The sequence below is a fragment of the Arthrobacter sp. Sr33 genome, from assembly GCF_054511195.1.
Genome location: NZ_JBTNDD010000002.1, coordinates 270,319 through 292,045, shown reverse-complemented (window position 1 = coordinate 292,045; position 21,727 = coordinate 270,319). Strand labels below are relative to the sequence as shown.

General features: G+C 63.5%; 18 protein-coding genes and 1 pseudogene. 14 read left to right on the top strand and 5 right to left on the bottom strand.

From position 1 onward, the window contains the following. Window positions 1-130 precede the first annotated feature (130 nt). The 5 genes from ACX80T_RS04250 to ACX80T_RS04230 all read left to right on the top strand — a co-directional run bounded on the left by ACX80T_RS04250 (window position 131) and on the right by ACX80T_RS04230 (window position 5,543). A complete protein-coding gene (locus tag ACX80T_RS04250) occupies window positions 131-1,195 on the top strand; it encodes a PhoH family protein (protein WP_116777827.1) in 1,065 nt (354 codons plus the stop codon). Continuing rightward, window positions 1,192-1,665 carry an rRNA maturation RNase YbeY gene (gene ybeY / locus ACX80T_RS04245; protein WP_019482770.1) on the top strand — a complete coding sequence of 158 codons (474 nt, stop codon included), beginning with the start codon at window positions 1,192-1,194 and terminating at the stop codon, window positions 1,663-1,665. The genes ACX80T_RS04250 and ybeY overlap by 4 nt, the downstream gene beginning before the upstream one ends. A 20-nt stretch (window positions 1,666-1,685) precedes the next feature. Then, the gene (locus tag ACX80T_RS04240; RefSeq protein WP_443110918.1) at window positions 1,686-2,978 is read left to right on the top strand and encodes a hemolysin family protein; all 1,293 of its coding nucleotides are present in this window, start codon (window positions 1,686-1,688) and stop codon (window positions 2,976-2,978) included. Next, entirely contained in the window at window positions 2,975-3,904 is a 930-nt protein-coding gene (gene era / locus ACX80T_RS04235; protein ID WP_459303786.1) for a GTPase Era, read from the top strand. Before ACX80T_RS04240 ends, era begins: the two co-directional genes overlap by 4 nt. Window positions 3,905-4,016: 112 nt before the next feature. After that, window positions 4,017-5,543 (top strand): LCP family protein, encoded by a 1,527-nt coding sequence (locus tag ACX80T_RS04230; RefSeq protein ID WP_459303785.1) that lies wholly within the window; start codon window positions 4,017-4,019, stop codon window positions 5,541-5,543. A gap of 15 nt (window positions 5,544-5,558) precedes the next feature. Here the strand turns inward: ACX80T_RS04230 and ACX80T_RS04225 are convergent, their stop codons facing one another. Then, on the bottom strand, window positions 5,559-7,508 hold the full coding sequence (locus ACX80T_RS04225) for a M13 family metallopeptidase (protein WP_459303784.1): 1,950 nt from the start codon (window positions 7,506-7,508) through the stop codon (window positions 5,559-5,561). 266 nt (window positions 7,509-7,774) lie between these two features. Between ACX80T_RS04225 and leuA the strand changes: the two genes are divergently transcribed. The 3 genes from leuA (at window position 7,775) to ACX80T_RS04210 (ending at window position 11,172) form a co-directional block, all read left to right on the top strand. Further along, the gene (leuA, locus tag ACX80T_RS04220) at window positions 7,775-9,523 is read left to right on the top strand and encodes a 2-isopropylmalate synthase (protein ID WP_019482766.1); all 1,749 of its coding nucleotides are present in this window, start codon (window positions 7,775-7,777) and stop codon (window positions 9,521-9,523) included. A 96-nt stretch (window positions 9,524-9,619) separates the two neighbouring features. Further along, complete coding sequence (gene recO / locus ACX80T_RS04215) at window positions 9,620-10,369, top strand: DNA repair protein RecO (protein WP_459303783.1); 750 nt, start codon at window positions 9,620-9,622, stop codon at window positions 10,367-10,369. Continuing rightward, entirely contained in the window at window positions 10,366-11,172 is an 807-nt protein-coding gene (locus ACX80T_RS04210) for an isoprenyl transferase (RefSeq protein WP_019482764.1), read from the top strand. Before recO ends, ACX80T_RS04210 begins: the two co-directional genes overlap by 4 nt. Before the next feature lie 67 nt (window positions 11,173-11,239). Here ACX80T_RS04210 and ACX80T_RS04205 read toward each other — a convergent pair whose 3' ends face one another. After that, window positions 11,240-12,334 (bottom strand): alpha/beta hydrolase, encoded by a 1,095-nt coding sequence (locus ACX80T_RS04205; protein ID WP_459303782.1) that lies wholly within the window; start codon window positions 12,332-12,334, stop codon window positions 11,240-11,242. Between the two features lie 101 nt (window positions 12,335-12,435). Here ACX80T_RS04205 and ACX80T_RS04200 point away from each other — a divergent pair, with 101 nt between their 5' ends. Then, window positions 12,436-13,512, top strand: a complete 1,077-nt coding sequence (locus ACX80T_RS04200) for a quinone-dependent dihydroorotate dehydrogenase (RefSeq protein ID WP_019482762.1) — start codon at window positions 12,436-12,438, stop codon at window positions 13,510-13,512. Window positions 13,513-13,598: 86 nt separating this feature from the next. Here the strand turns inward: ACX80T_RS04200 and ACX80T_RS04195 are convergent, their stop codons facing one another. Beyond that, the gene (locus tag ACX80T_RS04195; RefSeq protein WP_459303781.1) at window positions 13,599-14,171 is read right to left on the bottom strand and encodes a DUF3043 domain-containing protein; all 573 of its coding nucleotides are present in this window, start codon (window positions 14,169-14,171) and stop codon (window positions 13,599-13,601) included. Between the two features lie 61 nt (window positions 14,172-14,232). Between ACX80T_RS04195 and ACX80T_RS04190 the strand changes: the two genes are divergently transcribed. The 5 genes from ACX80T_RS04190 (at window position 14,233) to ACX80T_RS04170 (ending at window position 19,295) form a co-directional block, all read left to right on the top strand. After that, window positions 14,233-15,636 (top strand): M20/M25/M40 family metallo-hydrolase, encoded by a 1,404-nt coding sequence (locus ACX80T_RS04190; protein ID WP_459303780.1) that lies wholly within the window; start codon window positions 14,233-14,235, stop codon window positions 15,634-15,636. Window positions 15,637-15,729: 93 nt separating this feature from the next. Next, on the top strand, window positions 15,730-16,110 hold the full coding sequence (locus ACX80T_RS04185) for a HesB/IscA family protein (protein WP_019482759.1): 381 nt from the start codon (window positions 15,730-15,732) through the stop codon (window positions 16,108-16,110). 192 nt (window positions 16,111-16,302) lie between these two features. Next, the gene (gene ctaC, locus ACX80T_RS04180; protein WP_459303779.1) at window positions 16,303-17,169 is read left to right on the top strand and encodes an aa3-type cytochrome oxidase subunit II; all 867 of its coding nucleotides are present in this window, start codon (window positions 16,303-16,305) and stop codon (window positions 17,167-17,169) included. Further along, window positions 17,169-18,890, top strand: coding sequence for an aa3-type cytochrome oxidase subunit I (gene ctaD, locus ACX80T_RS04175; protein WP_019482757.1), 1,722 nt, complete (start codon window positions 17,169-17,171; stop codon window positions 18,888-18,890). Before ctaC ends, ctaD begins: the two co-directional genes overlap by 1 nt. A 3-nt stretch (window positions 18,891-18,893) precedes the next feature. Then, window positions 18,894-19,295 carry a cytochrome c oxidase subunit 4 gene (locus ACX80T_RS04170; protein WP_019482756.1) on the top strand — a complete coding sequence of 134 codons (402 nt, stop codon included), beginning with the start codon at window positions 18,894-18,896 and terminating at the stop codon, window positions 19,293-19,295. 83 nt (window positions 19,296-19,378) lie between these two features. Here ACX80T_RS04170 and ACX80T_RS04165 read toward each other — a convergent pair. After that, a pseudogene (locus ACX80T_RS04165) lies at window positions 19,379-21,091 on the bottom strand (ABC1 kinase family protein). Window positions 21,092-21,096: 5 nt separating this feature from the next. Then, window positions 21,097-21,636, bottom strand: coding sequence for a PadR family transcriptional regulator (locus ACX80T_RS04160; protein ID WP_019482754.1), 540 nt, complete (start codon window positions 21,634-21,636; stop codon window positions 21,097-21,099). Between the last annotated feature and the right edge of the window lie 91 nt (window positions 21,637-21,727).

The following is a 21,727-nucleotide window of genomic DNA, read 5'->3' as shown; positions in this document are numbered from 1 at the left end:
TTCCGTCGACGGCGGAATCCGGCGGCCGGGGACGGCCGCCGGGCAGGGACGTAACGTAAGATTAGTCAAGGGGCGGTATGCCGTCACCAACCGATTCAAGGAGAGATGGAAGGCCGCGAGGGCCGATTATATGACCGATTCTTCAGTTGGCATCAGCGCAGTGGGCTTGGACACGAAGGTGGTCCACTTCGATTCGACGGAACAAATGGTTCAAGCGCTTGGAACCAACGATGAGGCGCTCAGGCTGATCGAGAGCACTTTCGTGGGGGTCAATCTTCACGTCCGGGGTAATGAGCTGTCGATCACGGGCCCAGCCGTCGACGTCGCGCGCACCGAACGTCTGATCTCCGAGATCCGCACCCTCGCAGCCAACAACACCACCGTCAACCCCCAGGTTCTCAAACAGCTGGTGTCCATGTTGAAGGATCAGTCGGTGAGTAGTCCCTCCGATGTCCTCACCATGAACATCCTCTCCTCCCGTGGCAGGACTATCAGGCCAAAGACCCTGAACCAGCGGGACTACGTCGAGGCGATTGACCGGCACACGGTGGTGTTTGGCATCGGCCCTGCGGGCACCGGGAAAACCTACCTCGCCATGGCCAAAGCTGTTCAGGCGCTGCAGCATAAGGAAGTCAACCGGATCATCCTCACCCGCCCGGCCGTCGAAGCGGGGGAGCGGCTCGGATTCCTGCCCGGCACCCTCAGCGACAAGATCGACCCGTACCTGCGTCCGCTCTACGATGCGCTGCACGACATGATGGACCCGGACAGCATCCCTCGACTGATGGCGGCCGGCACCATCGAGGTGGCACCTCTCGCCTACATGCGGGGCCGTACCCTCAACGATGCGTTCATCATCCTGGACGAGGCCCAAAACACCACCCCCGAGCAGATGAAGATGTTCCTCACCCGCCTGGGGTTCGGTTCGAAGATGGTGGTCACCGGCGACGTCACTCAGGTGGACCTGCCCGGCGGGACCAACTCAGGGCTACGGGTGGTCAGTGAAATACTTCAGGGTGTGCAGGACGTCAGCTTCCGCACCCTCGACGCCTCCGACGTCGTCAGGCACCGGCTGGTGGGCGACATCGTCACGGCCTACAGTGTCTGGGACGAGAACCAGCGGGCCTCAGCTGCCCGGGATCACCGTGGCCCGCGCGGTCATGCCGGGGCCAAACCGGCTGGAGGCAAACCATGAGCATCGAGGTCAACAACGAGTCGGGGATAGCGGCGGACGAGGAAAACCTGATCCGCCTGGGCCGGTTCCTGCTCGACAGTCTCTTCGTGCACCCGGAAGCTGAGCTCTCGATCATCCTGGTCGACACCACCGCAATGGAGAAACTGCATATCGAATGGATGGACGAACCGGGTCCCACCGACGTCCTGTCCTTCCCCATGGACGAGCTACGACCAGGCACGGCGGGGCGGCTCACACCAGCGGGAGTGCTCGGTGATGTTGTCCTCTGCCCCGAGGTGGCGCAGACCCAGGCCGAGAAGGCAGGGCACTCAACCCAGGAAGAGCTGCTGCTGCTGACCACCCACGGACTGTTGCACCTCCTCGGATACGACCACGCCGAACCCGAGGACGAGGCTGAAATGTTCGGTCTGCAACGCCGTCTGCTGGCCGATTATCTGGGCGGAAAAGCGCCCGAGGAGACAATCAGTTGATCATTTGGCTGCTGGCCTTCATGGCCTTGGGGTTTGTTCTGGTCGCAGCGTTGGTAACCGCAGCCGAGGCCGCCTTTAGTTACCTGCCCCGCCAGGAAGGCGAAGAACTTCTGGCCGGCAAATCTGGCCGGTCACTGCAGCGTATCCTCGCCTCACCGATCGCCCATATGCATGCCCTCAGGTTCTGGCGGGTGTGGTTCGAGATGGCAGCCGCTGTGGCGGTCGCAATCCTCTTCCACGACCTGCTCAACAACGTCTGGATTGCCGGTCTGCTCGCGACCGCCACCATGGCCGCCGTCGGATTCGTGCTCGTTGGCGTTTCACCGCGCCAGCTCGGCCGGACCCACGCGAGCAAAGTGGTTCCAGCGACCGCGGGCCTGGTGAGATTCCTGTGCGGGATCCTCGGACCGATCCCGCGGTGGCTGGTTGCGCTCGGAAGTGCCATTACCCCGGGTGCGGCCCGGGCCGAGGCGGCCTTCTTCACTGAAGAGGAATTCCGCGAACTGCTCTCCCGTGCCAACGACGCCGAAATGATCGAGGACAGCGAAGCGGAACTGATTCACTCAGTCTTCGAACTGGGTGACACCAAGGTGCGGGCAGTGATGGTGCCCCGCACCGACATGGTTCCCATCGAAACCGGGTCCACCCTGAAACAGGCGATGTCCCTTTTCCTCCGCTCCGGCTATTCGCGGATCCCGGTGATTGGCGACAGTGCTGACGACATCATCGGGATCCTCTACCTCAAGGATGTCGTGGCCCAACTGCATGGGCCCGACGGTCGCGACGAGGACCTGGTCGACGGTATCTGCCGGGGAGTGCGCTACGTCCCCGAGTCCAAGCCGGTCAGCGATTTCCTGCAGGAGTTGCAGCGGGAATCGACCCACGTCGCCATCGTCATCGACGAGTACGGTGGAACGGCAGGGCTGGTCACGCTTGAGGACCTCATTGAGGAAATCGTTGGGGAGATTGTCGATGAGTATGACTCGGAGGTGCCGGAACTTGAACAACTGGGCAACGGCGAATACCGGATCAGCTCACGGATGGGAATTGATGACCTGGGCGAAGTCTTCAACGTGGACCTGGAAGACGACGAGGTGGACACCGTTGGTGGACTGCTCGCCAAGACACTGGGCCGGGTCCCGATCGTGGGCAGCGAGGTAACTGTCGGCAGTATCGGCCTCCGCGCCGAACGTGTCGAGGGGCGCCGCAACCGGGTCTCGCACCTTATTGTGTGGAAACGGGAACCAGCATTCGACGACGACGGCCGGGACCGGAATCCCGCACAACTTCAAGGACACGGCGGAATATCATGAGCGAACAGAAGCACCGGGCCGGGTTTGTTTCCCTGGTCGGCCGGCCCAACGCAGGCAAATCGACGTTGACGAACGCGCTGGTGGGACAGAAGGTGGCAATCACCTCGTCCAAACCCCAGACCACCCGTCACACCATCAGGGGAATCGTGCACCGCGAGAACTCCCAGCTGATCCTCGTCGACACGCCAGGCCTGCACCGTCCCCGCACCCTGCTGGGCCAGCGGTTGAACGACCTCGTCGCGGACACCCTGGCCGAAGTGGATGCCATCGGGTTTTGCATCCCGGCCAACGAGCCAATCGGCCCCGGTGACAAGTTCATCACCTCGCAGCTCTCCCGGTTGCAGCGGAAACCACTGATCGCCGTCGTCACCAAAACCGACCTGGTGGACCGGGCGGCCTTGACCCGCCAGCTGATGGCCGTCGTCGCCCTCGGCGAGGAAGTATTGGGGGAACAAGGCTGGGCCGATGTCGTTCCCGTGTCCGCTGCAGACGGGTTCCAGATCGAAACGGTCGGCGACGTTTTCGTTTCGCATATGCCGGAATCACCAGCCCTGTACCCTGACGGCGCGCTCACCGACGAGCCGGAAGCCGTGATGGTTGCTGAACTGGTGCGAGAGGCCGCCCTGGAGGGTGTCCGCGACGAAATGCCGCATTCGCTCGCCGTGGTGGTGGACGAAATCGTTCCGCGGGAGGGTCGCAGCGCCGACAATCAGCTCCTCGACGTCAGGGTGAACCTGTTCGTCGAACGTTCCTCCCAGAAGGCGATCATCATCGGGAAGGGCGGCGCGCGTCTCCGCGAGGTTGGCACCAACGCGCGCCAGAGCATCGAAGCTTTGCTGGGCACCCGGATCTACCTTGACTTGCACGTCAAAATTGCCAAGGATTGGCAGCGCGATCCCAAGCAGCTGGTGCGCCTGGGCTTCTGACCGGGCACTACCCGGCTGCAACACACGTTGTTTTTAGTGGCTGGGAGCTGTTTGCTCAGCTGGCACGCACGCCAGCGACTACCGACCGAATTCTTCGAAAGGGCTGCAACGCATGAGTCGTCGACGCGCCGATGCTGGCCAGAACGCTGAGGATTCGGCGGGAGCCCCCGTGGGACGCCACCTGGGCCACCAGGCACCACCGCGGGTCCTGAAGATTATCGCTATCGCCCTGGCAACCGTCCTCGTTGCTGGAGTCGGGTTCGCTTCAGTGCAGCTTCTCCGGCTGCAGGGCAATGTGGCAACCCAGCCGCTGAACCTCTCGACGGACCAGAACGAGACCGACAAGGCCAATCTTGACCGGGACCCGGTCCAGATTCTCATTCTCGGAACCGACACCCGTGAGGGCGCCGAAAACGCTGCCTACGGCGGAGCCGAATTCACCACCGAAACCGGCAACTCCGACGTGATGATGCTGATGCACCTCTCGGCCGACCGCGAGAATGTCACAATGGTCAGTTTCCCCCGCGACCTGCTGGTCCCGCTGCCTGCCTGTCTGGACCCGGAGACCGGGACAATGACCCCCCCGCAGGACCTCGCGATGCTCAACGGCGCGCTCGGCAACGGTGGGCCGGGGTGCACGGTGGCGGCAATCAACGAGCTCACCGGGCTGAAAATCGACCACTTTATGATGGCGGATTTCAACGCGGTGAAGGAACTCTCGTCGACCCTGGGTGGGGTCGAGGTCTGTGTCAACAACGCGGTTGAGGATACCTACTCCGGGCTGAGCCTTCCCGCCGGCACCTCCGAGGTGGAGGGCGAACAGGCCCTGGCCTTCCTGCGGACCCGGCATGCTTTTGGCGACGGTGGGGATGAAGGCAGAATCCGCGCACAACAGTCGTTTATGGCGTCGATGGCGCGCAAAATCCAGGACGAGGGCACCCTCACCAACCTGCCCCGGATGTACGCGATCGCCGAGACCATCACTAAGAACCTGACGGTCGACGACGGCCTGAGCCAGATTCCCGATCTGCTGCGGTTGGCCGACCGGCTCAAGGACGTTGACCTTGCCAAGGTAGCCTTCGTCACAATGCCCGTGCTGCCCTACGAGCCTGACCTGAACCGGCTGATCCCCGATGCGGAACCAGCCGAGGAACTGTTCGAGGCGCTGGTCGCCGATCGCAGCATCGTCGGCGAACCCGAGCCGGAGCCGTCGGAGTCAGACCCGTCGGGAACCACCGATGCTTCCGCCTCGCCCGACGCCGAGCCGACCGACGAGCCGGTCCTCGACTTCGATCCGGCAGCCGTTCCGTTCACCATCATCGACTCCTCGGGAAAGACCGATCGGGGTGAGGAGATCCAGGACCTTCTCGTGGAGGAGGGCTACACCCAGGCAGTTGTCACCGAGGACGTGGCAACTCCGGCAACCCAGCTCTTCGTCGGATCGGGTTATGAGGCAATCGGCGCGGCAGTGGCCGAACTGTTCGGACTCGCTGAGGTGCAGGTCCTGTCCAGCCCGGCCACCGTGGGTCTGGCGTTGAGCGTTGGTACCGATTTCACCGCCGGCTCGACCGTCGACACCGACGGGCTCCCGCCAACCCTGACGGGCCAGACCGCCGATCAGGTGACCTGCCAGTCCTAGAGCACCCGAAAGCGGCTACCAGATCCGGACCCGCTCAGCCGGGTCCAACCACAGGTCATCGGTGTCCGCGACCGAGAAGGCGTCATGGAACTGGTCAAGGTTCCGCACTACCTGGTTGCAGCGGAACTCGTTGGGGGAGTGGGGGTCAATGGTCAGGCGGCGGAGCGCTTCCTCGGCGCGGATCTTCTGCCGCCAGCAGCTGGCCCAGGAGAAGAAGAAGCGCTGGGCCCCGGTCAGTCCAGCCACGATTGGCGGCTCGGCGCCGTCCAGGCTCAGCAGATAGGCGCGGTAGCCGATCGACAGACCGCCCAGATCCCCGATGTTCTCGCCCAGCGTGAGGCTGCCGTTGACTGAGCTTCCTGGCGCCTCAGCAGGGCAGAGCGCATCATACTGGTCCACCAACCGCTGGGTGAGCGAGTCGAAGGCAGCACGGTCCTGGTCGCTCCACCAGTTTTCGAGGCGCCCGCTGCCGTCGTACTGGGAGCCCTTATCGTCGAAGCCGTGACCGATCTCGTGACCGATCACCGCCCCGATTGCCCCGTAGTTCACTGCCGGGTCGGCGTCGACGTCGAAGAACGGTGGCTGCAGGATCGCAGCCGGGAACACAATCTCGTTCATCGTCGGCATGTAGTAGGCGTTCACGGTCTGCGGGGTCATCAGCCAGTTACCCCGGTCGATCGGACCACCCAGTCGGGAGAGTTGGCGGTCCAGTTCGAATGCGGTGGAGCGGCGAACGTTGCCGTAGGTGTCGCCGTCGACAATCTCCAGTGACGAATAGTCGATCCATTGGTCCGGGAAACCGATCTTGGTGTGGAACCGGTCCAGTTTGGCGAGGGCACGGGTCTTCGTCTCGTCGGTCATCCAGTCGAGCGAGGTAATGCTTACCCGGTACGCGGCGAGAAGGTTTTCGACCAGGTCGAGCATGATGGCCTTGTGGGTGGGTGGGAAATGCCTCGCGACGTACTCCCGCCCCACAGCTTCGCCGACAGCACCCTCAACCAGCGCCACCCCACGCTTCCAGCGGTCCTTGATCTCGGGTGTGCCACTGAGGTGGGTGCCGTAGAAGGCGAAAGCCGGGTCCACGAAGGAACTGCTGAGATAGCCTGCCGCGTGCAGCAGCACCCGAGTGGTCAGCCAGCTCTTCCAGACACTCAGATCCTCGGCCGCCAGCAGCTGGTCCACAGCTGCCAGATATTCCGGCTGATTGATGACCACTTCGTCGGTTCCCTCACGCCCCCGGGTGAGCTGCTCCAGCCAGGAGCTGCTGAAGGGGGCGAGTTCGGCCAGTGCGTCGCCGGTCAGCAGGTTGTAGGTGGCCTGCGGATCGCGGCGGGTGACGGCATCCATGTGGGAGGACGCGAGCCGGGTCTCCAGTTCGACGACTGCCTCCGCGCGAGTCTGGGCCTCGGGGTCACCCGCCGCGGTGAGCAGGGCGACGAGCAGGGTCAGGTACTCGTCTCGGGTCTGACTGAATTTTTCTTCCCGATAATACGATTCGTCGGGCATTCCGAGGCCGGACTGGTGCAGGTGCAGCAGGTAGCGCTCGGGGTTCCCGGCGTCGTTACTGACATAGGGCAGCGCAAGGCCGGCAATTCCGGACCGCGTGAGCTCACCGTCCAAAGCGACCAGTTCCGCGGTCGACGTTACGGCGTTGATCCGATCGAGGAGCGGAAGCACCGGTGCGACACCCAGCTGCTCGATCCGCTCCTCAGCCATGAATGAACTGTAGAGAGCCTTGATCCTGAAGTTGTCGCCGGCCGGATCAGCTGTGGCCGCGGCATCCTCGATGATCTGCCGCACGGCCAGTTCAGCGGCATCCCGCAGCTGTGTGAATGCTCCTTCGAGGGGCCGGTCCGAAGGAATCTCCGTGGAGTTCAGCCAGGTCCCGTTGACGTGCCGGAACAGGTCGTCCTGCACCCTCGCGTCGGTGCCTGTTGCCGCCTCTGTGGTCCCTGCCAATGCCATGGGTTTTCCTAACTGGTGTGAGTCGAATCAGTCCGAAGCCCATCCTATGCTCCGTGCTAGGGTTGGCTTGTGCGCGCAGAACTGCTCCTTCTTAGCTGCCGCGGCGGGGCCATCACGACCAGGTAGTCAACACGACACGGTCAAGGCCGATTCCCCGCTGCGGAGTCTGCAATGCCCGGCCCCAGCCCAGATATCTGGTTTTAGTCCCGACACATGGACTGCTGAAGAGTCTGCCCCGCGAACCTCCACAGAACAGGCCACACCCCATGCGCAACGCACAAAAATCCTCCGGAATGCCGTTCCATAAATACACGCCCTTCCAGGATCAGATCTCGGTTCAGCTGCCCGATCGCACCTGGCCCGACAAGGTCATCACCCAGGCGCCACGCTGGTGCGCCGTTGACCTGAGGGACGGCAATCAGGCCCTCATCGACCCGATGAGCCCCGAACGCAAGCACAAGATGTTCGACCTGCTCGTTCAGATGGGTTACAAGGAAATTGAGGTCGGATTCCCGTCGGCATCACAGACCGATTTTGATTTCGTCCGCCAGCTGATCGAAACGGACCGGATTCCCGACGATGTCACCATCCAGGTCCTCACCCAGGCCAGGGAACACCTGATCGAGCGCACCTACCAGTCGATCGAGGGCGCAGACCGGGCCATCGTCCACCTCTACAACTCGACGTCGGTGCTGCAGCGCCGGGTGGTGTTCAACCAGGACATGGACGGCATCATCGACATCGCACTGACCGGAGCGCGGCTGTGTAAGAAGTTCGAGGAGACCCTGCGGAACACCGAGGTCACCTACGAGTACTCTCCCGAGTCCTTCACCGGCACCGAACTGGAATTCGCCGCACGAATCAGCAACGAGGTCGCGGCTGTGCTTGAGGCGAGTTCCGACCGCCAGATGATTCTGAACCTCCCGGCAACCGTCGAAATGGCCACCCCCAACGTCTACGCTGACTCCATCGAGTGGATGTGCCGGAACCTGGACAACCGTGAAAACATCATCCTGTCGCTCCACCCCCACAACGATCGTGGCACCGGGGTAGCAGCGGCGGAGCTCGGCTACCTGGCGGGGGCTGATCGGATCGAGGGATGCCTGTTCGGCAATGGTGAACGCACCGGAAACGTAGACCTGGTCACCCTCGGCATGAACCTTTACGGGCAGGGCATCGACCCGATGATCGACTTCTCCGACATCGATCACATCAGGCGGACCGCGGAATACTGCAACCAGCTCCCCGTCCCCGAACGCTCACCCTATGGCGGCGACCTGGTGTTCACAGCCTTCTCCGGCTCACACCAGGATGCGATCAAGAAGGGCTTCGAGCGAATGGAGAGCGACGCCGCCGAGGCTGGAACAACAGTCCAGGACATCCCCTGGGCGGTCCCCTACCTGCCCATCGATCCGAAGGACATCGGGCGCAGCTATGAGGCAGTGATCCGGGTGAACTCGCAGTCCGGCAAGGGTGGCGTGGCGTACCTGCTGAAAAACGAGCACAGCCTCGATTTGCCCCGCCGCGCGCAGATCGAGTTCTCGGGGGTCATCCAGCGCCGCACGGATACCGTCGGTGGGGAAATCAGCGGAGCCGAACTCTGGAAGGTGTTCCAGGACGAGTACCTGCCGAGTCGCGCCGCAGGAGCGGGCACCTGGGGCCACTACGCACTCACCAGCGTCAACACCGCGACTGCTGAGGACGACTCCTTCAAACTGACCGCCTCCCTGCTCGTGAACGGCGTCCAGCAGCGACGCTCCTCCCAGGCGAACGGCCCGATCGCTGCGCTGCTCGCCATTCTCGGCGAAGACGGGGTGGATGTGCGCGTGCTCGATTACACCGAGCACGCACTGTCCGCTGGCGGCAACGCCCGCGCCGCAGCCTATGTCGAGTGCACCATCGGGGAACGCGTGCTGTGGGGTATCGGCATCGATGCCAACACCACCATGGCCGCACTGAAGGCGGTCATTTCTGCCGTAAACCGGGCGATCCGCGACCAGCAGCAGCCCAGCTAGCTGCAGCAGCCACGTGGCGCCGCGTGTGCATCCATCGGGTGGGGCTCACCGCCGACGGATGCACACGAGCGGCCCAAGGGGTGCGAAAATAGGTCTGTGTCTTCGTCCTTCGCCTCCCGCACCTACCGCGCCGAAGGCGTGGTGCTGCGCACCTACAAGCTGGGCGAAGCCGACCGGATTATTGTCTTCCTGACCCGCGACCATGGGCAGGTCCGGGCGGTAGCCAAAGGCGTGCGACGGACCAGCAGCAAGTTCGGGTCCCGGCTGGAACCCTATATGACGGTCGATCTGCAGCTGGTGGCTGGCCGCAACCTCGACGTCGTCACGCAGGCGCAGACCAAGGGAGCCTACGGGCATGGGATCGCTGCCGACTACGGACGGTACACCGCCGCTGCGGCGATCGCTGAGACCGCCGAGCGGCTGACCGACGCCGACGGCGAGTCCTCCGGTGCGCAGTACAACCTGATCGTGGGGGCCCTGTCCGCTCTGAGCAGGGGACTGCACGCGCCGGAGCTGATCCTCGACTCCTACCTGTTGCGGGCTCTTGCCACCGCGGGGTGGGCGCCGAGCTTCACCGACTGCGCCCGTTGCGGCAGGCCCGGCCCTCATACCGCGTTCTCGGCACCGCTCGGTGGCGGGGTCTGCCCCGACTGCCGGCCACCCGGTGCGGCATCGCCAGCGCCGGAGTCCATGGAACTGCTCGCCGCCCTCCTGTCCGGAAACTGGGGAACAGCGGATGCCTCCAGTCCGCAATCCCGCAGGGAGGCGGCGGGATTGGTGGCAAGCTATCTACAGTGGCACCTCGAACGCGTCGTCAAATCTCTCAAACTAGTGGAGCGTCAGTGAACCAGGACCGACCAGGTACCCGCCCCGTCCGGCCATGGCCCCATCCATCGGGCGAGGTGGCACCGGCTATCCCGGCGCAGTTCGTGCCAAAGCACGTGGCGATTGTGATGGACGGGAACGGCCGATGGGCCAACCAGCGCGGGTTGCCCCGGACAGAGGGGCACCGGGCGGGTGAGGCTGCGCTGCTCGATGTGATGGCCGGCGCCATCGAGATTGGGGTGAAGCACGTGTCCGTGTACGCCTTCTCCACCGAGAACTGGAAACGGTCGCCCGAGGAAGTACGTTTCCTGATGGGGTTCAGCCGGGATGTGCTGCGCCGGCAACGTGATCAACTCGACGCGTGGGGGGTGCGGATTCGCTGGTCGGGCAGGCGGCCACGGTTGTGGCAGTCGGTGGTCAAGGAACTCGAAGTAGCCGAACAGCAGACCCTGGGGAACACTACCTGCACCCTGACAATGTGCGTCAACTATGGTGGCCGCGCCGAAATCGCCGACGCCGCCAAAGCGATCGCCGAGCAAGTGGAGGCCGGTAGGCTGCGTGCGTCGGCCGTGTCCGAGAAAACCATCCAAAAGTACCTTGATGAACCCGACCTCCCGGACGTGGATTTGTTCCTGAGGACGTCCGGGGAGCAACGGTTCTCCAATTTCATGCTGTGGCAGTCCGCCTACGCAGAGATGGTGTTCATGGACGTGCTGTGGCCCGACGTCGACCGTCGGGTTTTGTGGCGAGCCATCGGCGAATACGCGGGCCGGGACCGACGGTTCGGGGGCGCCGTGGATCAGTCGTCGCCAGCGACCAAATAGTGTCGCCGCGGCCGACCCGGTAGCGTCCCGGTGGTGACCCGGTAGCGTCCCCTTAGTGGCCAGAGGTTCAGCCTGCCTGCTGCTGGCAGCGCAGCCACCGATCCAGGGATCGGTATACCTCGCGGCGGACAGGTTCCCGGGACAGCAGGACATCGTGCAGGGCGCCCTCAAACCGGCAGACGGTGACGGTGGGGCCGAGCTGGAGCGCCCGTTGGGTCATCAGGGTGACATCAAGCACACTATCCGAGGTCAGCATTGAGTCATTCCAGACCGGGCTGACCGACGAGCGGGCCGAGGCCAGAACCAAGACGGGCACGTCGATGGCCAGGCCCCTCCGCACCTGTGCGTGGCCCGCCAACACTGCTGCAACCCAGCCGGCCCGGATCGGGAAGCCGAACTCGGGTCGCCACTGTGGGTGGATTTCCCACTCGCCGTCGGCGGCGTTGCTGATGCTGCGCCAATAGAAGCCAAACTCCGGCAAGATCAGCTTCACTTTCGGCTTGAACCGGATGATGGGGTCCAACAGGCCCTGGGTTGCGCCACGCAGGATCGGGTTGCTCTGCACATCGAGCCAGGGGCTGTTCAGGATCAGGCTCTCGATCCTGCCAGGGTTGCGGTGGGCCCACAGGGAAGCGATCAGCCCGCCCGTCGAGTGGGCCATCAGGTGAATCAACACGTCGGTTCCCACGCCGTGGCGCGCCCTGACCCGGGATTCAATCGCCTGCAGCGCAGCGTCAATATCCTCGTCATACTCGTCGAGGTTCGCCACATAGCCGGGGGTTTGCCCGTCACGGAGACTACGCCCGTACTTTTTCAGATCCAGCGCATAGAACTCAACGCCGCGGTCGGCACAAAAGGCAGCCAGGCCACGGTGCAGGAAGTAGTCGCTCCAACCGTGGATGTACAGGACGGCGCTGACTGGGGGAGGGGCGACGCTCGGGGCCTCCGGGACGGGGGCCAGCCGAGCCGTCAAGCGGGACCACCAGTTGGCCAGGTGCTGCAGGCCGGGGGAGGTCTCCGGCGTCGGGGGAGTTTCAGCGGTGACTGGCGGCGTGTAGGTCACCAGTGTTGCGACGCAGGGCCCCTCATCATCAGCAGCCAGTTTGAGGTCGGCGGCGGTGAATCCGTCGCCCAGATAATCCGGTCTCCATGTCAGCCCCATTCGAAAACTGTAGCCCGTCTCACCACGGGTCCAGCAGATTCGCTGGTCGGTGCGTGCAACGCAAGTTGTTGTTGACCGCCCCAGCGTGGGAGTTTTAGATCATGCGAATCTACCCTGCCCTTTTTCAACTGGTCTTTGCCCGCATGGACGCCGAAAAGGCCCATCGCATTGGTTTCCGGCTGATTCGCGTGGCCGAGCGTACGCCGGCCGGCCTGGTACTGCGGCACCTGACCAAACCGCACCCGGGCCTGCAGACCTCAGCCTTCGGGCTCACCTTCCCCTCCCCGTTCGGTCTGGCCGCCGGATTCGACAAGGAAGGGCACGGCATCACCCCACTCACCAGCCTGGGATTCGGGCACATCGAGGTGGGCACCATCACCGGGCAGGCGCAACCGGGCAACCCGACCCCGCGGCTGTTCAGACTGGTCGCCGACCGGGCAGTGATCAACCGGATGGGCTTCAACAACGACGGCGCCGCGGCCGTTGCCCCGCGGCTGAGGGCGGCACGCACCAAACTCGAACGGCGGTACGTCGCCAACCGGCCGATGATCGGGGTCAACATCGGGAAGACGAAGTCGGTCAATCTCCGCGACGCCGTCGAGGACTACCTGGTCAGTACCCGCGAGCTGGCGCCCGCCGCCGACTATCTGGTGGTCAACGTCAGCTCACCAAATACGCCCGGCCTGCGCCTCCTGCAGAACGTCGAATCGCTCCGACCCCTGCTTACTGCCGTCAGGGCAGCGGCCGATGAGGCCGCCGGGCGGCCGGTTCCCCTCCTGGTCAAGATTGCACCCGATCTTGAGGACCAGGACATCGACGACGTCGCGGCCCTCGCCGTCGACCTTGGACTGGACGGCGTGATCGCGACGAACACCACCATCACACGGTCGGGGCTGGTGACCGACAACGCGACCGTCATGAAGTGTGGAGTCGGCGGCCTCAGCGGGGCGCCGCTGAAGCAGCGTTCGCTCGAGGTGCTTCGCCGTCTCCGCGCCGCCGCCGGTGAGAACCTTGCGATCGTGTCGGTGGGCGGGGTCGAGTCAGCGGAGGACGTCCTCGAACGCCTCGATGCCGGCGCCACCCTGGTGCAGGGCTACACCGCGTTCCTCTACGAAGGACCATTCTGGGCCCGGCACATCAACCGGCGCCTGGAAGCCCTGCTCGCGGCACGGCAGTGACCCCGAACCAGTGACCCCGCAAAAATAACCCCGAAAAAAATAACCCCGGGCCGCTGGGCGCCCCGGGGTTATTTTTCTAGAGATAGTCAGGCGGGGTACTGGCCGCGCTTCACCAGCGGCTTGGGCAGCCGCAGCCGGCGGAGCTGCAGCCCACGGGTGACTCCGTACCAGAGGTCACCGCGGGCAGGCTCGCCGAACTTGGCGGTCAGCTTCGACTTGAGTGAACGCCGCAACAGGAAACAGTCCAGCACAACGGCGAGGATCAGGATCCAGAAGGCGTTCAACACGATCGCCTGTACCTGGAGGTTCTGCACAAAGCTCAGGAGCACAAACACCAGGGCGGCAACCATCAGGAACTCTCCGAGGTTCCAGCGGGCATCGACGAAATCCCTGATGTAACGACGGGCCGGGCCCTTGTCGCGCAACGGTAGGTACCGTTCATCGCCGGTATCGAGGGCCTGGCGCGTTTTGAGCCGCTCTGCCCGCTGCGCATCACGGCTTGCGGCCCTGGCTGCCTTTCGGTCGTCAGGCACCAACGGCCGTTTCCGCGCAGCCTCCTGCGAGCTACGGCGTGGCGTCGGCGCTCCCTTGCCTACTGGGCGCTCTGCGGGTAACTGGTCTGCTGGGGCCTCAGGGGCCTCTTTTTTTCGTCCAAACACCCTCCAAGGATACCCGGCCTGATCGGACCCGTGGTCCCGGTCACTGTGTAAGGTCGACAGCATGACTCCCGAACAGCCTTCGTCCAGCACCGACTATTCAGTACAGGAACTCCGGGCGGCAGTAGCCGCCGGGTTCGACCAGACGGTCAGTCAGCTCGTCGGCCTGGTGGCCATTCCGGGAATCGCCTGGGAAGCCTTCGACCCGGCGCAACTGGATCGCAGCGCCGCCGCTGTCGCCGAGCTCATCGGCGCCGCAGGCATCAGCGACGTCCAGGTGCTGCGGGTCAGCACTGACGGGGTGCCGGGCGGCCCCGCTGTCGTGGCGCGTCGCCCCGCCGCCCCAGGCAAACCGACCGTGCTGCTCTATGCCCACCACGACGTCCAGCCTCCCGCCGATCCGGAGCTGTGGGACAGCGAACCGTTTACCGCCGTCGAACGCGACGGCCGGCTCTACGGCAGGGGAGCCGCCGATGACAAGGCGGGCATCATGGCGCACCTGGGTGCACTGCGTGCACTCGACCAGGTGCTGGGGGAGGACTTCGGCGTCGGCGTCACCTTGTTCATCGAGGGTGAGGAAGAGGCCGGCTCGCCGACCTTCAGGACCTTCCTCGAAACCCACCGGGAACTGCTGCAGGCAGACGTCATAGTGGTGGCAGATTCCAGCAACTGGAAGGTCGGGGTTCCGGCGCTGACCACGAGCCTGCGTGGTCTCGTCGACGGGACCGTCGAGGTGCAGGTCCTGGAACATGCCGTTCATTCGGGAATGTTCGGTGGACCGGTGCTTGACGCGCCGACCCTGCTGTCCCGTCTGATCGCTACCTTCCATGACGACGCCGGCGACGTCGCGATCGCCGGTCTGGCCGGCGGTGACGACGCGACGGTCGACTACCCCGAGGCCGATTACCGGGCCGATGCGTCAGTGCTCGACGGCGTTCGTCTCGCCGGCACCGGATCGATCGCTTCGCGGCTCTGGACCAAACCCGCACTCTCCATCATCGGAATCGACGCACCAACGGTCGCGCTCTCATCCAACACCCTGCTTCCCCGGGCCCGAGCCAAGTTCAGCCTGCGACTCGCCCCCGGCCAGGACCCGGCGTCGGCCATGGCCGCGGTGAGGGACCATGTGGAACGCAACGCCCCCTTTGGTGCGAGGGTCACGTTCACCGCGGGGGAGACCGGCAACGCCTTCGCGGCCGACACCACCGCACCGGCAGCAAAGACCGCACTCTGGGCGCTCGAAGAATCGTGGGGGGTCCCGGCGGTTGAAGCCGGTATGGGCGGGTCGATCCCGTTCATCGCCGATCTCACCGAGGTCTACCCCTCCGCGCAGATTCTGATCACTGGGGTGGAAGATCCGGACTCCAGGGCACACAGTGCCAACGAATCGCTGCACCTTGCCGAATTCCAGAAGGCAGTCCTCGCCGAAGCCCTCATGCTGTCCCGGATCAATGCCGACGGGTTGTGAAAAGCCGGGGGTTGGTCCCGAACGGGACTGCCGACGTACCATTGGGTAGGACGCAAAACCGCGACACGTGTCCACAGCGAGGAGAAACCAGTAATGAGTACTTCCACCAGCGAAACCACCACAGAGACCACCGAGGCCGCGTTGGCCGCACATGAGGTGGCGCTATCTGAGGTAGCTGCCGACAAGGTACGCAGCCTCCTCGAACAGGAGGGCCGCACCGACCTGCGCCTGCGCGTCGCCGTGCAGCCCGGCGGCTGCTCCGGTTTGATCTACCAGCTGTACTTCGACGAACGAACCCTCGACGGCGACGCCGTCAGGGACTTCGACGGCGTCGAGGTCATTGTCGACAAGATGAGCGTTCCCTACCTTGCAGGCGCCTCCATCGATTTCGAAGACACCATTTCCAAGCAGGGCTTCACCATCGACAACCCCAACGCTGGCGGTTCCTGCGCGTGCGGCGATTCATTCCACTAGCACGTGTCAGCTGCCCAAACAAACGCACAGATGACCTGCCAAAAGTTCCACGGCAGGCCGTCTTTGTGTCATCCAATGGCGGCGGTAACAGGTAAGCTCTACAGTAAGTAGTAAAACTAAATGTGTGCTTTTTGCGCACACGGGGTAACGCCGCCACGGGTGGCAGACACGTAAGAAAAGGAAGGGCCGTCTGTGAGTTCGCAGCACCGAACCGGCACCCGGCGCGCAAGGGTCGTCAAGATCTCCAGCATTATGCTGATTGGCGCGTTGTTTCTGTCGGGCTGTTCAGCTGAAGTCCAAAGGGGTTGGTTGCCCGCCGAGCGCGACAACACCAACCACACCGGCCGAATCATCGATCTGTGGGTGAATTCCTGGATTGCCGCACTGATAGTCGGCATCATCACCTGGGGCCTCATCATCTGGTGCATCGTTGCTTATCGCCGGCGCCGGAATGAGACCGGATTCCCACGCCAGGTCAGCTACAACCTTCCACTCGAAGTGTTCTACTTGACCATTCCCCTGTTCATGGTCCTGGTCTTCTTCTACTTCACTGACCGCGACCAGCAGGCGATCGACGCCCGCGTCGACAACCCTGATGTAATCGTCGACGTCCGCGGCAAGCAGTGGTCCTGGGACTTCAACTACGTCAATGAGGACAAGTACTTCAGCGGCGTCCAGGCGAACCTCACCGGCGAGGAAGGCATTCCCGAGACCCTTCCAACCCTGTACCTGCCGGTCAACCAGACGGTCGAGCTACAGCTCAATGCCCGCGACGTCATCCACTCCTTCTGGGTGCCGGCGTTCCTGCAGAAGCGCGACATGATTCCTGGTCGCACCAACTACATCACCCTGACCCCGACCCGGGAAGGCACCTTCGACGGCAAGTGCGCCGAACTGTGCGGGGAGTACCACTCGGAGATGCTCTTCAACGTTGCGGTTGTTTCGCAGCAAGAGTTCGACGCGCACATGGCCACCCTTGAAGACGGCCAGCTCGGGGAAGAATACGATCGCAATGCCTACCCGGACTCCGAATCCGAAACAGCAGGGAGTAACGGCTGATGTCCACCTACGAATACACGGCTGAAGATACCGGCACCCTGGTCGCACCGCGGGTAGTGCCGAGGTCCAAGGGGCGCGTGGTAGTCAGCTGGATTACTTCCACCGACCACAAGACCATCGGGTACATGTACCTGATTGCCTCCTTCATCTTCTTCTGCTTCGCAGGAGTGATGGCGCTGGTCATCCGCGCCGAACTGTTTGAACCCGGTATGCAGATCCTGCAGACCAAGGAGCAGTACAACCAGCTCTTCACCATGCACGGCACCGTCATGCTGCTGATGTTCGCCACCCCGCTGTTCGCCGGGTTCGCCAACGTCATCATGCCACTCCAGATCGGTGCGCCCGATGTGGCGTTCCCCCGCCTGAACGCCCTGGCATTCTGGTTCTTCCTGTTCGGCAGCACCATCGCCGTCTCCGGTTTCATCACCCCACAGGGTGCCGCATCGTTTGGCTGGTTCGCCTACGCCCCATTGTCGAACACCACGTTCTCTCCGGGGCTTGGTGGTGACCTCTGGGTCTTTGGTCTGGCCCTGTCCGGGTTCGGCACCATCCTCGGCGCGGTCAACTTCATCACCACGATCATCTGCATGCGGGCCCCCGGCATGACCATGTGGCGGATGCCTATCTTCACCTGGAACACGCTGGTAACCGCGATCCTCGTGCTGATGGCTTTCCCACCACTGGCTGCCGCACTCTTCGCCCTGGGAGCCGACAGACGATTTGGTGCCCACATCTTCGATCCGGACAACGGGGGAGCGATCCTCTGGCAGCACCTGTTCTGGTTCTTCGGTCACCCCGAGGTGTACATCATCGCGCTGCCGTTCTTCGGCATCGTTTCCGAGATCTTCCCGGTCTTCAGCCGCAAACCGATCTTCGGCTACAAGGGCCTGGTTTACGCCACGATCGCAATCGCTGCCTTGTCAGTGACCGTCTGGGCACACCACATGTACGTCACCGGAGCGGTCCTGCTGCCGTTCTTCGCCTTCATGACGATGCTGATCGCGGTGCCGACAGGCGTGAAGTTCTTCAACTGGATCGGCACCATGTGGCGGGGTTCGATCACTTTCGAGACGCCCATGCTGTGGAGCCTCGGCTTCCTGGTGACCTTCCTCTTCGGTGGACTTACGGGCATCATCCTCGCCTCACCCCCGCTCGACTTCCATGTCTCTGACACCTACTTCGTGGTGGCTCACTTCCACTACGTGGTCTTCGGAACCGTGGTGTTCGCAATGTTCGCCGGCTTCTACTTCTGGTGGCCAAAATTCACCGGCAAGATGCTCAACGAACGGCTCGGGAAAATCCACTTCTGGATGCTGTTCCTCGGCTTCCACGGCACCTTCCTGATCCAGCACTGGCTTGGCGTCATCGGGATGCCTCGCCGGTACGCCGATTACCTGCCTGAGGACGGGTTCACTGCGATGAACCAGTTCTCCACCATCGCGTCCTTCGTTCTTGGTGCTTCACTGATTCCGTTCTTCTGGAATGTGTACATCACCTGGCGCAGCGGCAAGAAGGTAGAGGTCGATGACCCGTGGGGCTTTGGTGCGTCACTCGAGTGGGCTACCTCGTGCCCACCACCACGCCACAACTTCACCTCGTTGCCCCGGATCCGTTCAGAGCGACCAGCCCTGGACCTCCACCACCCTGAGCTGCAACAGCAGCACACGCCTAGCTCGGCTGTCGGCCAGGCTCTTGGCGCAGCCGACCGGAAGGACGCCTAAACCATGAAGGTTGAAACCGGACTCTTCTTTTGGGGTTTGCCCTTCTTCCTCATCGTTGGGGTTGTCTACGGATACCTCACCGGCTGGGATGAATACGTGGGCTTCCTGGGCATTCTGCTCGTTGGTGGTCTGGCAGGAATGATCGGGTTCTACCTGGGCTTCACCGGCCGCCGGGTTGGAATGCGGCCCGAGGACAGGCTCGACGCCGAGATCCACGAGGGCTCCGGCGAACAGGGTCACTTCAGTCCCTGGAGCTGGTGGCCCCTGGCGCTCGGTCTGTCCGCCGCGACTGGTTTCCTGGGTCTGGCAGCCGGCTTTTGGATCCTCTACATCAGCCTTGGCATGGTAGTGATAGCACTTGTTGGCTGGGTCTTCGAGTACAGCCGCGGAGATCACGCACACTAACCAGGTCTGCGCTGACCACACGAGAGGCCCCCACCGTTCACAACGGTGGGGGCCTCTCGTTCGTTAACAGCTGTCCTCCGCGCCTACAATCCGCTGCGGCCCGCCCACAGCCCATGGACCAGGGGGACCGCTGACGAGACCATCAGCACGCTCCCCAGCACCAGATCATCAGGCCGGACCAGAGCACCGGCGATCAGCAGCGCACCGAACACCAGGGCCGAAGCGGTCCGTTTGAACGACCGGTCGAGCTGGGCCACCCGCCGCTCCAGGCGTGGCGTGGCAACGGCTATCGCCCCATCCTCGATGCGGGTGACCAGGCTATCCAGACGCCGTGGCAGCCGCAGGGCCACCCCGGCGGCGTCAATCGCTTGCTGAGCCACATCCTGCACCAGGTTGCCACGCTCGTCGCGGAGCAATTGCGCGGCATACGGTTCCACCGAATCCCACAGGTTGAACCGGGCATCCAGTGAGCTGGCCACTCCTGAGGTCAGGGACATCGCCCGGATAATCAGCAGGAAGTTTTCGGGGAGCTGAAACGGCAGGGAACGAACCAGGTCGCCGAACTCGACAGCAAAATCGAGGAACTCCCGCGGGTCAACCTCACGAAGTTCAGCGAAACCCAGACCGCCGAATCGGGAGAAGAGGTGAGTCATCGCCCGTTCCAGCTCGGTGGTGTCGGCCGAGGGCACCAGCACACCAACGTCGCTGATGGCTGCCACCAGTCCCTTGCCGTCGCGGGAGGCGGCAGCTATCAGGAGTTTTCGAAGTCCGTTGCGGGTGCTGAGCGGAACCTCGCCCATCATCCCGAAGTCGATGAAGGTCAGGGTCCATTGGTCGTCTGCTGAAGGGCGCCTGGTCGGGGTCACGAAAATGTTGCCCGGGTGCGGATCCGCATGGAAGTAGCCGTTGGTGAACATCTGGTCGAACATGACCGAGGCGAACACCGGAGCGACCCTGGCGGGGTCGATGCCCGCTGCCACCAGGGCTGCCGTGTCGGTGACCTTGATCGCGGTGACATCTTCGAGAGTCAGCACACGGCGCGTACTGCGCTCCTACACGACCGCCGGGACGGTCACCCTGTCGTCCTCGGCGAAGTCGGCACCAAACCGCTCAAGGTTCGCAGCCTCGTGCTGGTAATCGATCTCCAACAGACTGATCTGGGCGAACTCCTCCACCAGTGCCGGAACGTCCGCCCGACTGGAAACCAGACGAATACGGCTGAGCCAGCCGCCCACTTTACGGAGAGCAGCCAGATCAATGTCGATAATCGCGTCGATGCCCGGCCGCTGGACTTTCAGGACCACACTGGAGAGTCCGGTGTCCGCCGAATCAGGGGACCGGAGCTGGGCCCGGTGTGCCTGGCCGAAGGACGCGGCAGCAATGGGAGCTTCCTCGACTGACGCGAACACCTGCTCCAGGGGAGCGCCCAGCTCGGACTCGGCCAGAACGCGGATCGCTCTGAAGGGGACTGGCGGGACTTCGTCCTGCAACCCTTCCAACTCCGCAGTGATCTCCGGCGGCAGCACGTCAAGCCTCGATGAGAGGAACTGCCCGACCTTGATCATCAGGCCCCCCAGGTCCACCGCCAGGACACGGAAGCGCTGGGCAAAGCGCAGCATCCTTTTCGTCCGGGTGCGCTCCGCCACTTTGCCGAGGCCGATGCGCGGCAAAAACAGTTCAAACCACCAGGTGACCGCCAGGTGCCACGCGGCGAAGCGTATGATGCGGCGGTAACGGGCACGGGTCGCCCCAACGCCGGGTAGCTGCTCTGTCCGCTCCCGGCGACCCGATGTCACGCCCGTCAGTCCTGGGCAAGGATCGAGTACAGCCGGCGTCGGGCTTCATTGAGCACCTTGACGGCTTCCTGGACCTGTTCAGGTGTTCCGGTACGCCCCACCTGGGCCGCGGCCTGGGCAAGTTCAACTCCGGCCTTCGGCAGCGCGCCGAACCCGGTGCCGGCCTCGTGGCCCATAGCCCAGGGCGCTGCTCCGCCCGCACCGGCTACTTCTTCCCGACCCGCTTCGGTCAGCGAATAGATTTTCCGGCCGTTGGATTCCTCGGCGCTGATAAACCCCTCATCGGAAAGTAGCTGCAGAGTCGGATAGACCGAGCCGGCGCTTGGCTTCCAGCTGCCACCACTCCGCTCCTCGATTTCGTGGATGATCTGGTAGCCGTGCATGGGCCTTTCCGCGAGCAGGGCAAGAATCGCCGACCGTACCTCGCCCCGTCCCGCCCGGGTTCCGGTGCGCTTATCGAACCGTGACCGCAGCTCTTCGACCGCCTGCCACATGCCGTCAATGTTGTTTCCGCTGAACCCGCCTGCTGGGTATGAATTCCGCATTGCGCTCTCCCTTGAATCATCTAACGATATATAGCGATACTCAACGATACCCTCGATTTCGCGGGTAAATCAACGATCCGGGGGAGCCCTT

Excerpts from the sequence above, each read along its gene's own strand:
- ACX80T_RS04250 (WP_116777827.1), top strand. The coding sequence starts at position 131 with ATGACCGATTCTTCAGTTGGCATCAGCGCAGTGGGCTTGGACACGAAG.
- ybeY (WP_019482770.1), top strand. The coding sequence starts at position 1,192 with ATGAGCATCGAGGTCAACAACGAGTCGGGGATAGCGGCGGACGAGGAA.
- ACX80T_RS04240 (WP_443110918.1), top strand. The coding sequence starts at position 1,686 with ATGGCCTTGGGGTTTGTTCTGGTCGCAGCGTTGGTAACCGCAGCCGAG.
- era (WP_459303786.1), top strand. The coding sequence starts at position 2,975 with ATGAGCGAACAGAAGCACCGGGCCGGGTTTGTTTCCCTGGTCGGCCGG.
- ACX80T_RS04230 (WP_459303785.1), top strand. The coding sequence starts at position 4,017 with ATGAGTCGTCGACGCGCCGATGCTGGCCAGAACGCTGAGGATTCGGCG.
- ACX80T_RS04225 (WP_459303784.1), bottom strand. The coding sequence starts at position 7,508 with ATGGCATTGGCAGGGACCACAGAGGCGGCAACAGGCACCGACGCGAGG.
- leuA (WP_019482766.1), top strand. The coding sequence starts at position 7,775 with ATGCGCAACGCACAAAAATCCTCCGGAATGCCGTTCCATAAATACACG.
- ACX80T_RS04205 (WP_459303782.1), bottom strand. The coding sequence starts at position 12,334 with ATGGGGCTGACATGGAGACCGGATTATCTGGGCGACGGATTCACCGCC.
- ACX80T_RS04200 (WP_019482762.1), top strand. The coding sequence starts at position 12,436 with ATGCGAATCTACCCTGCCCTTTTTCAACTGGTCTTTGCCCGCATGGAC.
- ACX80T_RS04190 (WP_459303780.1), top strand. The coding sequence starts at position 14,233 with ATGACTCCCGAACAGCCTTCGTCCAGCACCGACTATTCAGTACAGGAA.
- ACX80T_RS04185 (WP_019482759.1), top strand. The coding sequence starts at position 15,730 with ATGAGTACTTCCACCAGCGAAACCACCACAGAGACCACCGAGGCCGCG.
- ctaD (WP_019482757.1), top strand. The coding sequence starts at position 17,169 with ATGTCCACCTACGAATACACGGCTGAAGATACCGGCACCCTGGTCGCA.
- ACX80T_RS04170 (WP_019482756.1), top strand. The coding sequence starts at position 18,894 with ATGAAGGTTGAAACCGGACTCTTCTTTTGGGGTTTGCCCTTCTTCCTC.
- ACX80T_RS04160 (WP_019482754.1), bottom strand. The coding sequence starts at position 21,636 with ATGCGGAATTCATACCCAGCAGGCGGGTTCAGCGGAAACAACATTGAC.